At 33.9% G+C, this 12,268-nt stretch carries 8 protein-coding genes; 2 read left to right on the forward strand and 6 right to left on the reverse strand.

Translation table 11 applies throughout. The features are described from left to right. Positions 1-127 precede the first annotated feature (127 nt). The 6 genes from EKH84_RS00570 to EKH84_RS00595 form a co-directional block, all read right to left on the reverse strand. Positions 128-2,488, reverse strand: a complete 2,361-nt coding sequence (locus EKH84_RS00570) for a glycogen/starch/alpha-glucan phosphorylase (protein ID WP_127064683.1) — start codon at positions 2,486-2,488, stop codon at positions 128-130. Continuing rightward, a complete protein-coding gene (gene malQ, locus EKH84_RS00575) occupies positions 2,481-3,977 on the reverse strand; it encodes a 4-alpha-glucanotransferase (RefSeq protein WP_127064684.1) in 1,497 nt (498 codons plus the stop codon). Before malQ ends, EKH84_RS00570 begins: the two co-directional genes overlap by 8 nt. A gap of 247 nt (positions 3,978-4,224) precedes the next feature. Then, positions 4,225-5,055, reverse strand: coding sequence for a carbohydrate ABC transporter permease (locus EKH84_RS00580; protein WP_127064685.1), 831 nt, complete (start codon positions 5,053-5,055; stop codon positions 4,225-4,227). 28 nt (positions 5,056-5,083) lie between these two features. Beyond that, complete coding sequence (locus EKH84_RS00585; protein WP_127064686.1) at positions 5,084-5,938, reverse strand: carbohydrate ABC transporter permease; 855 nt, start codon at positions 5,936-5,938, stop codon at positions 5,084-5,086. A gap of 268 nt (positions 5,939-6,206) precedes the next feature. Beyond that, a complete protein-coding gene (locus EKH84_RS00590) occupies positions 6,207-7,604 on the reverse strand; it encodes an ABC transporter substrate-binding protein (RefSeq protein ID WP_190283438.1) in 1,398 nt (465 codons plus the stop codon). Between the two features lie 44 nt (positions 7,605-7,648). Continuing rightward, positions 7,649-8,653: a LacI family DNA-binding transcriptional regulator gene (locus EKH84_RS00595; RefSeq protein ID WP_127064688.1), complete on the reverse strand. Its 1,005-nt coding sequence runs from the start codon at positions 8,651-8,653 to the stop codon at positions 7,649-7,651. A gap of 489 nt (positions 8,654-9,142) precedes the next feature. Between EKH84_RS00595 and pfkB the strand changes: the two genes are divergently transcribed. After that, entirely contained in the window at positions 9,143-10,045 is a 903-nt protein-coding gene (gene pfkB, locus EKH84_RS00600) for a 1-phosphofructokinase (RefSeq protein ID WP_127064689.1), read from the forward strand. A gap of 21 nt (positions 10,046-10,066) precedes the next feature. Further along, positions 10,067-11,974, forward strand: a complete 1,908-nt coding sequence (locus EKH84_RS00605; protein WP_127064690.1) for a PTS fructose transporter subunit IIABC — start codon at positions 10,067-10,069, stop codon at positions 11,972-11,974. Positions 11,975-12,268 lie beyond the last annotated feature (294 nt).

Raw genomic sequence — 12,268 nt, forward strand, 5'->3', positions numbered from 1 at the left:
TTATTCTAGCATACTTTTTTCAGATTGTTAACTATTTCTCTTTCTAACTAAGTTAAAGAACCGTCCCCATATTTTACATAGGGACGGTTCTTTAACTTAGTTCCTCTTTTGTTACTTTTGGAAATTATTACTTAACTGTTTTTGGTGTAATACCCCAAATCTCGTTAGCATATTGCATAATGGTTCTATCACTTGAGAAGATACCTGAGTTTGCAATGTTCATTAAGCTCATTTGTGCCCAATGTTTTTGATCTTTATATGCTGCAAATACTTTATCTTCAGCTTCTTTAAATGCTACAAAGTCAGCTAATAAGAAGTAAGTATCTCCTTCGTTTACTAATGAATTATATAAATCTTGGAATTCACCTGTACCACCATCGCAGAATGTACCATCTACTAATGCATCTACTACTGTTTTAAGGGACAGGTCTGCTTCGTAGTATTCTTTTGAATTGTATTTACCACCAATTTGTTCGATATCTTCTACACGAAGACCAAAGATGAAGTTATTTTCTTCTTTTGCTTCTTGAACGATTTCTACGTTTGCTCCATCGTATGTTCCAAATGTTAAAGCACCATTCATCATGAATTTCATGTTACCTGTACCTGATGCTTCTTTACCTGCTGTTGAAATTTGTTTTGAAATATCTGCAGCTGGGAAGAGTTTCTCACCATAAGATACACGGTAGTTTTCTACAAAGATAACTTTCATTTTGCCACCGATTACTGGATCATTGTTAACTTTCTTAGCAATTTCTCCAATAAATTTAACGATAGCTTTTGCTCTTACATAACCTGGGAATGCTTTTGCACCGAAGATAAATGTAACATTTGGAATATCCATTGATGGATTAGCTTTAAGTCTATTATATAAATCTAAGATATAAAATGCGTTAAGTAATTGACGTTTGTACTCATGTAAACGTTTGATTTGGATATCAAACAATGAGTTTGGATCAAGCTCTACGCCTTCTACTTCTTTAATGTAAGCTGCAAGCTGTTCTTTCTTAGTTTTCTTAATAGCCATAAGTTTATTAAGTACAGCTTCATCATCGATGTATTTTTCTAATTGTTTAAGCTCTGATAAATTATTTACCCAGCTTTCTGTTCCTAAGAGCTCAGTGATGTATGCTGATAATTCTTGGTTACAAAGTCTCATCCATCTTCTTGGGGTGATACCATTTGTTTTGTTTTGGAATTTCTCTGGATATAATTCATACCAGTTGTGTAATTCTGTATCTTTTAAGATATCTGTATGAAGTGCAGCAACACCATTTACAGCGAAACCAACATAGATCGCTAAGTTAGCCATTCTTACTTGGTTGTAATTTACGATTTTAAATTCATTGATTGCTTCTTTATCATAACCTTTATCTTCTAATTCTTGTACGAAAACAAAGTCAATGTGACGGATGATTTCAAGAATACGTGGAAAAAGTTTTTCAATAAGTTTGACATCCCATTTTTCTAAAGCTTCAGCTAAGATTGTATGATTTGTATAAGCAAATACTGTTTTGGCAATACTTAAAGCATCTTTAAATTTTACATTTTCTTCGTCAACTAAGATTCTAATTAATTCTGGGATAGCAAGAACTGGGTGAGTATCATTAAGCTGAACTGCATGCTCTTTGCCAAAGCTGCTAAAGTCTCTACCAAATTTAGCTTTATGTGTACGGATAATATCTTTTAAGCTTGCACTTACCATGAAGTATTGTTGACGTAGTCTTAAAAGTTTACCAGCTTCTTTTGAGTCATTTGGATAAAGTACTCTTGAAATGTTTTCTGCATCATTTTTACATTTTAAAGCTTCTGTATATTCTTGTTTGTTAAATAGGTCAAAGTCAAAGCTTTCAAGAGACTCTGATTGCCATAATCTAAGTGTGTTTACATTTTTAGAACCATAAGCAATAATTGGCATATCATAAGGTACAGCTTTTACACTGTAATCACTAAATTCTACAATAACAGCTTCGTCATCTTTACGGATACTCCATGGATCACCATATTTAAGCCATGTATCAACCTCTTCCATTTGAGCTCCATCAACCATTTTTTGATTGAATAAACCGTTAGAGTAACGGATTCCGTATCCTTGAAGTGGGATGTTTGTTGTTGCTCCTGAATCCATAAAACAAGCAGCAAGTCTACCAAGACCACCATTACCAAGTCCAGCATCTTCTTCAATTTCTTCAATAGCATTAAGATCAATGTTAAGTTCGTTAAGTACTTCCTTAACTTCATCATATACACCCATGCTGATTAAGTTGTTACCAAGTGCACGACCCATTAAATATTCAGCTGATAAGTAGTATGCTTTTTTTCCTTGGTTGTATAATGCTTTTGTTTCACTCCAGTCATCAACTACTTCTTCAAGTAACGCTAAAGATAGCGCATTAAAAATTTCATAATCTTTTGCTTCTGCCAAAGATTTTCCATATTTAACTTTACAATATTTGTTTATGCTATTTTTAAGTGCTTCCTTATTCATTTAAATCCTCCTCTAATCTTCCATACATTTTGGTTAAGTCATAAATTCTCTTTGCAAGTTCTTTTGTAAGTGCGCCGTCTTTTATACGCCACTGCCAGTTTCCACCTAATGTTGAAGGTAAATTCATACGTGCCTCATTACCTAACCCAAGGAAATCTTGCATTTGAGCTATTGCTGTATCTGCTACACTACTCCAAGCACCTCTAATGAAGCCCCAATGATAGCCTTCACAAATATCTAACTTCAAGTAATGTTTTGCATTCTTAACATCTTCAGGGTTACCAGTTGTATCAATCCATCCCATAACTGTGTCATTATCATGAGTTCCTGTATATACAACACAGTTTCTAGTATAGTTATGTGGTAAATAATCACTTTCTTCTCTGGTATCAAAAGCAAATTGAAGCACTTTCATACCTGGATAACCTGTTTTGTCTCTAAAGTTAATCACTTTATCTGTCATATAACCTAGATCTTCTGCTATAACATCGATGTCTCCTAATTTTTCTTTAACTGCTTTAAAGAGCTTGATGCCAGGTCCTTTAACCCATTTACCCTTTTTAGCTGTTTTATGACCAAATGGAATTTGCCAGTAAGACTCAAAACCTCTGAAGTGATCAATACGGATTACATCATAAAGTTTTAAACTAGCTTTAAGTCTTTCAATCCACCACTCATAACCTGTTTCTTCAAGGTAGTCCCAATCATAAATTGGATTTCCCCATAATTGCCCATCATCAGAGAAAGCATCTGGTGGACAACCTGCAACAAAAATTGGATTTTTATTCTCATCTAATTTGAAAAGTTTATCATTGGCCCAAGCATCTGAGCTATCTGCTGAAACATAGATAGGAATATCCCCAATAATTTTAATACCTAAACTATTTACATAGCTTTTAAGAGCTTCCCATTGTTTATAAAATTCATATTGAACAAAAATCCAATATTCAATTTCATCTTTAAGCTCTTTTTCATATGCCTTCATAACTTCTGGCTTTCTGAGTTTAATATCCTCATCCCATTCTTGCCAACTACGAAGTTCCATTTTAAATTTAATGGCCATATACATTGCATAGTCTTTAAGCCAAGATGCATTTTCCTTCTTGAACGCTTCGATTTGTTTTGTTAGCTTACCTTTTGAATTTTTATAAGCTATATGTAATACCTTATTTCTTTCTGTAAATAATTTTTCATAATCTACATATTCGTCACTTCCAAAATCAACATCTACATAATCTTCCGGTTTTAATAACCCTTCTTTTTCTAAGGTCTCTAAGTCTACAAAGTAAGGATTTCCTGCAAAAGCTGAAAATGATTGGTAAGGAGAATCTCCATAGCTTGTAGGTCCTAATGGTAGTATCTGCCAATAACTTTGTCCTGCTTCTTTTAAGAAGTCAGCAAATTCATATGCCTTTTTACCAAAGCTACCAATACCATATTTTTCTGAAAGGGAAGATATATGCATTATAATACCGCTTTTTCTGCTCACTGCTAATCACGCTCCCAATTTAATGTATGATTAATCTTGATGCTTATATGTTTAACTTCTAGTTTATACCTCTTGCTAAATCCTTGATTTATGCTATTGGTACCGTTTTCAGTTATTATATATTAAATTTTCGAAAAACACAATTACTTAATCGTATTTTTCGAAAATTTTATTTTGAAACTATTTATTTTTGAGTTTTAAGCATAAGAACCGTCCCTACTACTTTAAGAACCGCCCCTACTAGCTCTTATTTTACTGCGCCATCTACAACACCTTTAATAATTTTCTTTTGTGCAAATGCGTAGAAGATTACGATTGGTAACATAGATAAGATAAGTGCTGCTGATGCATAATCCCAACGACTTGAGAATTGACCAAAGAAGTAGAAAGTCTTAAGTGGTAAAGTACGCCACTCTATGTTCGAACCAATTACAAGACTTGGTAATAAGTAGTCATTCCAAATCCACATGATATTTAAGATACCTACTGTTGTTACGATAGGTCCTAATAATGGAAGTACAATTTGTCTATAAACACCAAACATACTACATCCATCTAGCATCGCTGATTCTTCTAACTCTACTGGTATTCCTTTTATAAATCCATGGAAAAGCATAATAGATAATGCAGATCCAAACCCAACATAAGCAAATATTAAACCTACTGGATTTAACATATTCAATTTTCCCATAATGCTCATCATTGGTAACATAACGCATTGGAAAGGAATAAGCATGGAGATTGCAAATAATGTAAAGATGAAGTTTGACATCTTTGTTTTATAACGTACAAGTACCCATGCTGCCATAGAGGCAAAGAAAATGATTAAAATTGTTGATATAACGGTGAAAAATACAGAGTTAAATAATGCTCTTAAGTAATCCATACGTGCCATGGCTTCGCCAAAATTAGTCCATACGATAGGATCTGGAAAACCAAATATATCTTTGAAAATATTTTTTTGTGTTTTAAATGCTGCGGATAATAGCATTATAATTGGTACAAGGTATAATACAGCTAAAATACAGCCTATAACAATCTTGATTGTTCTTGATACCACATTTTCTCTTTCTTCCATAAAAATTACCTCCCTCCACTACCTACTATTAGGCTTCTATTTCTGCTCTCTTTGAAATTGTAAGTTGAATAATTGAAATAATTGCTATAGTAACTAGGAACACTAAAGCTTTAGCTTGTGCATATCCCATCTCATTACCACTAAATGCTGTCTGATAAATATTAAGAGCTAGCATTTCTGTTGAACGGTTAGGACCACCACCAGTAAGAGCTAAGTTTTGGTCAAATAACTTAAATGAGTTAGAAAGCATTAGGAATAAACCTACTGTAAATGCTTGTGATACCATTGGCATAATAATGGTTCTTAATTTAGTGAGACCTTTTGCTCCATCTAATTCAGCTGCTTCTAATACTGTATCTGGAATACCTTGGAGAGCTGCCACATAGATAATCATCATGTATCCACCCATTTGCCATACCATTACGATTAAAAGAGCCATAAAACCTGTTTCTTTATTAGTAAGCCAGTTTTGTAAGAAAGGAATTCCTGTAGCTGGAAATACTTTTGTGAAAATAAACTGCCATGCAAAACCTAAGAGTAATCCTCCGATTAAGTTTGGCATAAAGAATATACTTCTTAATAAGTTTGCACCTTTAAATCTCTTTGTAACAAGTAATGCTAATGCAAAACCTACAATGTTAATTAGGATAACTGAAGCTAAAGTAAATAATGCTGTAAATTTAAAGGATATCCAAAACTGTTTTTCCTCAGTGAATAGCCTAACAAAGTTATCAAGACCTACAAAATTAACACTTGAAGCCATACCATCCCAGTCTGTGAATGAATAGTAAAATCCACCAAGCATAGGTATAAATACTACTGTTAAAAATGCTAATAAACATGGTGCTAAAAACAGCCAAAACCCTACTTTTGAGCGTTTCATATAAGCACATCCCCTCTCTTATTTGCTTCTTCTTTCTGTCTTACTTCTTAACCCCTTTATGTAACTTAAATTTTCTTTAGACACTACATAAGCTGTATCACCTGGGGCCATATTTACTTGGTATTACCTATATATTTCTTTATACACTTCAGACTAAATTATTATGTCTTTTATATTTACTAGGTAATATTAGTGGGTGCGATTCTTATTTGTTATCACACCCACTAATTGTTACTCTAGTAATGCTACATTATCACCATTTAGACTATTATTGTCTCATTTTAGCCCATTCAGCTGCTGATTCATCAAATACTTGATCCCAAGTTAAGTCTCCTGTTAAGAAACCTTGTACTTTTGCACCGAATACGTCTTGTAACCAAGATGCACCTGGTGTTCCTTTGAATACAGCACTTACAGCTTTACCTTGAGCTGCAAAATCAAGGATTGATCTTGATAAACCATCTGCTGGAGCTAAATCACCATAGTTATCGAATACTGGTAAGAAACCAAATTCATTAACAACGATTTGTTTACCTTCATCTGATTGATATAACCAATTTAAGAAGTCTTTAGCAACTAATTTCTTATTAGCATCTGATTGTGAATTTACACACCAGTAGTTCGCAACTAATGTGATGATACTATCTTCTTTGTAACCTTTAATTGGAGCTGGTAAGAATGCTAAGTTATCAGCAACTTCTTGATCAATACTAGATACGTCGCCATAGATCCAGTTTCCTTGTTGGATAACTGCAACTTGACCAAGACCTAATAATTCTTTTACAGCTGTACTATAATCAACTGCTACAGCACCTTTGTAATCATCTTTGTTTGCAGAATATTTAAGTTGTAATTCCATATATGCTTTGTAAGCATCTTTAAAATTAAATTGAAGTTCTTTTGCGTTTGCTACAGCAAATACATCTTCATTAAATTCTGGAGCTAAGGCAACATTTACAGCATGGTCACCAAGTACCCATTTTTCAGCACCTTGAACTGCTGTTACATTTTTAAGATCTGGGAATTTATCTTTTAATTCACCAGCATCAATTTTTGCTTGTAATGTAGCGAAAGCTGAATCGATTGCATCATATGATGTAAGTGTGCTGGCATCGATTCCAGCTGCTTCAAAAATAGCTTTATTATAGATAAGACCAAATGCTTCTGCTGATACTGGAAGACCATATACTTTACCATCAATAGTATTAAGGTCTAACATACCTGCGTTAGCGTGAGATACCCAAGGTTGATCTGATAAATCTTCTAAGTATTCCATGTATGTGCCACATTCTTCTGGCCCAATAGCATTAAAGATATCTGGCATTTGCCCTGCTGCTGCTTTTGATTTATAAACAACACCGATATCATCTCCACCACCAACAGTTTCTAAAGTGATGTTTACATTTGGATGAAGCTCCATATATTTATTTACTGCTGCTTGTAATGCATCATGAATCTCTACTTTATATTGTAAAATGTAAAGATCAACTTTTTCTCCACCTGCTAATTCTTCTGTAGCTGGCGCCTCTGAAGCTTCTGTGCTTGCGCTAGCTGAAGGTGAACTAGTTGCTGCATTATTACCTGCATTATTGCTATTGCCACATCCTGCTAGCATTGTTGATAACATTGCTGTTCCTAATAATACACTAATAAATTTCTTTTTCATATTCATTCCCCTCTCTCATTTGAGAAATAATAAAATTATATATATTAAATTGATTGACAAGATCCTCCCTCAACCAACTTAACATCTAAGAAAATGTGTGCATTCTCAGCCTTACCAGACAGCAGCTTGAGAAGTAAATCTACACTGCGTAATCCCATATCTTGTTTAGGCTGCTTTATTGTTGCAATTGATGGTTCATAATATGTAGCAAAATCCATTCCATCAAATCCCATAATGGAAATATCTTTTCCTATTGTATATCCAAGATTAGCTGTTGCTTTAGCTACTCCAACAGCCATAATATCTGATATAGCAAAAATGGCTGTGATTTGTTTTTCCTTTTTTAGAAATTCTATTGTTTTGTCATATGCCCCTTTACACTCAAAACCTCCATAAAGAACATATTTCTCGTTAAAAGGAATCTGATGATCTGCTAAGGCCTTTTTATATCCTTCATAACGTTCTTTGCCAATTCCAAAGTCAACTACCTCACCTAACATAAGTCCTATTTCATGATGTCCATTATTAATTAAATAGTTAACTGCCATATAGGATGCTTGTTGATTATCGATACTAATGGAGGAACATCTTTTCAAGTTTTTTCTAGTAACTGAATCTACTGACACCAGTACAATGGCTGCACTTATTTCTGCTAATACTTCATCTGTTAAATCTAAGAAGTTTCCACCTAGGCAAATAACACCTTGAAGTTTCTTTTCTTTAATAAAGCCTAGTAATGTATCAATATCATTTTCATTATTGTGATGTTGTAAAATCATTGTGTATCCCGCATTTTCTACTCCTGTACTTACTGTTTTTAAGATTTCAGAGAAGAAAGGGTTAAAAACACCTTTTACTAAAATGCCAATATTTCTTGTGTTGGTTTGTTTTAATACTCTAGCACTATTATTGGGAATATAGTTGTTCTTTTTAATAACCTCTAGCACTTTCGCCCTTGTTTCATCCTTTACATCTGGATGCCCGTTTAACACTCTAGATACAGTGCTCACACCAACATTGGCAATTTGCGCTATGTCTTTAATGTTCATAGGCATTTCTCCCAATCTTTTATTAACTTATCTTTCTTTCAATTTAATTATTGCCTGAAGTTTAGTATACTTTGCTGTCCGGTACCCTTATCGGTACCGTTTTCAATATCATAATAAACTACTTTAATCTAAAAATCAACTACTTTTCATTAATTTATTATATTTTTACAGAAAATATCATTCCAATTTATTGTTCATTTTGTACATTGTTTTTATGTTGCATCGTTTCCAACCTTGTAAAACTTTACTTTTCATAAAATCTTTCTGCTTATTAATTTTCTATATTCTTCTATTAATGCCTCTATTTGTTTTCATATAATTTTTTTCTAATGGGAACTATAGAGTTATATAAGATAAATGTTAAAATAAATTTAATAATTAGCCTTATTTTTTTCTTTACTTATACAAACACAATTATTATAATTGTAGCTACGGCCCTATTTTGAAGTTATTTACATTTTTAGTTTTTTATACAAGGAGGATAGTTAAATGATATATACCGTAACCTTAAACCCATCTTTAGATTACGTCATGCATTTAGACCAAATGAATGCTCACTGTGTTAATAGAAGTAATAAAGAAGAGATTTATCCTGGTGGTAAGGGTATTAATGTCTCAATTGTACTTAATAATTTACGTATTCCTAATAAAGCACTAGGTTTTATTGCTGGCTTTACAGGGAAAGAAATTGAGAATGTCATGAAGCAATTAGGTGGAGACACTGATTTCATCTTGCTCGATCGTGGTATTTCTAGAATTAATGTAAAACTTGAAGCAGATAAAGAAACTGAAATTAATGGTATGGGACCTCAAATTACACCTAGTGATTTAAAGGACCTTTATGTCAAATTAGAACAAATCGAAGAAGGCGACTTCTTAGTCTTAGCTGGAAGCATTCCAAAAAGTGTCCCTGATAGTATTTACAAAGACATCATGAAAATGCTAGCTAATAAAAATATTAATGTGGTAGTAGATGCTACTAAAGATTTGCTTCTTAATGTACTTCAATACAAACCATTCCTTATTAAACCAAATCATATTGAGCTAGCTGAGATGTTCAATGTCACATTAAATTCAGATGATGATATTGTTACCTATGCTCGAAAACTACAAGAAATGGGTGCTCAAAATGTACTTATCTCTATGGGTGGGGACGGTTCTATCTTAATCACCAATGAAGGTGAAGTAGTTAAAATCTCTGTTCCTGAAGGTACCGTAATTAATACCGTAGGTTCTGGAGATTCTATGGTAGCAGGATTTATTGCTGGCTACCTTAAAACTAAAGATTTAAAACAAGCTCTTAAATTCGCTACAGCAACTGGTAGTGCAACTGCCTTTTCTACATGGCTTGCTACTAGCGATAAAATTGATGACTTACTTTCTAAGCTATAATAATAAAACTCGGAGGCTATAATGAGAATTACAGATTTACTTACGACCGAAAGTATCGACTTGAATTTTAAAGTAAATTCTAAATCAGAAGCAATTAATTATTTATTAGACTTAATGTATTCTACTGGTAATATCAGTGATAAAGAAGTTTACAAATCAGCTATTTTAGCACGTGAAGATTTAAGCACAACTGGTATAGGAGAGGGCATTGCTATTCCTCATGCCAAAACAAGTGCTGTTAAAAAAGCTACACTTGTAGCTGCTGTAAGTAAAGATGGTGTTGATTATGAAGCTTTAGACGGAGCTCCTTCACACTTATTCTTTATGATTGCTGCTCCAGATGGAGCTAATAATACACATCTAGATGTACTTTCTAGATTATCTACAATTCTTATGGATGCTAAGTTTAGAGAAAAACTTATTCATGCTAATAGTCCACAAGAATTTTTAAAACTTATTAACGTAAAAGAAACTGAAAAATTTGGTGATGTAGTAGATACAGCCAAGACCTCTACTTCTAGTAATGATGCCAAAGAAACTAAGGGTTATACTATCCTTGCCGTTACAGCTTGTCCTACTGGTATCGCGCATACTTATATGGCTGCTGAAGCACTTCAAAACAAAGCAGATGAAATGGGTATTTCATGTAAAGTAGAAACAAATGGATCTGGCGGTATTAAAAATGCACTTACTGATGAAGACATCAAAAATGCAACATGTATTATCGTAGCTGCAGATAAAAACGTAGAGATGAACCGTTTTGATGGTAAAAAGGTAATCATCACTAAAGTAGCTAATGGTATCCATAAAGCTGAAGAACTTATCACCAAAGCTTCTCAAGGTGATGCACCTATTTATCATGCTAAAAATGCTGGAGTTGCTGGTGATAGTGAAACACAAACAAGCGAAGGTCTTGGCCGTCAACTTTACAAACACTTAATGAATGGTGTTTCTCATATGCTGCCATTCGTTATTGGGGGCGGTATCCTCATTGCACTTGCTTTCTTAATTGATTCTTTACTTGGTTATACAGATGCCCTTGGTTCTAATGCCGCTGCGGCTGTGTGGTTTAAATCTATTGGTGACGCTGCCTTTGGATTCATGCTACCTGTCCTTGCAGGGTATATTGCTATGAGTATTGGTGAGCGTCCTGCCCTTGTAGTTGGTTTTGTCGGTGGTATGTTAGCTAACTCAGGAGGCTCAGGCTTTTTAGGTGCACTTATTGCTGGTTTTGCTGGTGGTTATTTAATGGTTGGCCTCAAAAAAGTACTATCTGTTTTACCACAATCACTAGAAGGACTTAAACCAACTTTACTATACCCTGTCCTTGGTGTTGGTCTAATTGGTGTTGCTATTACATTCATCATTAACCCACCAGTTGCTTTTGTTAACACTTGGCTTACAGATACTCTTTTAAATATGGGTACAACAAGTGCTGTATTAGTTGGTACTATTCTTGCTGCTATGATGGCTATTGATATGGGTGGTCCATTTAATAAAGCTGCTTATGTGGTAGGTATTGCTGCTTTAGAGGCTGGTAATCTTTCTCTTATGGCTGCTGTAATGATCGGTGGTATGGTACCTCCATTAGCTATTGCACTTTGTACTACTTTCTTCAAGAATAGATTTACAGAAAGAGAACGTCAATCAGGTATTGTTAACTACATTATGGGACTTTCCTTCATCACTGAAGGTGCAATTCCTTTTGCGGCTTCTGATCCATTAAAGGTTATTCCTGCTTGTGTTATTGGTTCAGGTATTGCCGGTGCACTTTCATCATTCTTTGGATGTACACTTAATGCACCTCATGGTGGTATCTTCGTACTTCCAGTAATCGGTCAGCCACTTTGGTACTTTGTATCATTAGTAGTTGGCTCAGTAGTAGGTGCTGTCATTCTTGGATTCTTAAAGAAACCATTAAACAAATAGTTTAACCATAAAAAGAGGAGATTACTATCTCCTCTTTTTATTTTATCCACAGATAGCCGACTAATTTTAGGAACTGTCCCCAATTTCAATCACATTTATCCTCTTATTCACAAGACCTGTCCCTCTTTATTGTCCCTCTTTATTCCTCTTTATTCTTTTTATTTTAAGAACCGTCCCTAATTTTGTCCCTAATTTTACTAATTTTAGATAGATTTAACCTTAATTTAATACTAGTTTGATGCTGTTTCTTTACAATACTCTTACTTACCCAATTAAAAATATTCAAGGAGATTT

Source organism: Cellulosilyticum sp. WCF-2 (assembly GCF_003990395.1).
Classification (GTDB): Bacteria; Bacillota; Clostridia; order Lachnospirales; family Cellulosilyticaceae; genus Cellulosilyticum; species Cellulosilyticum lentocellum.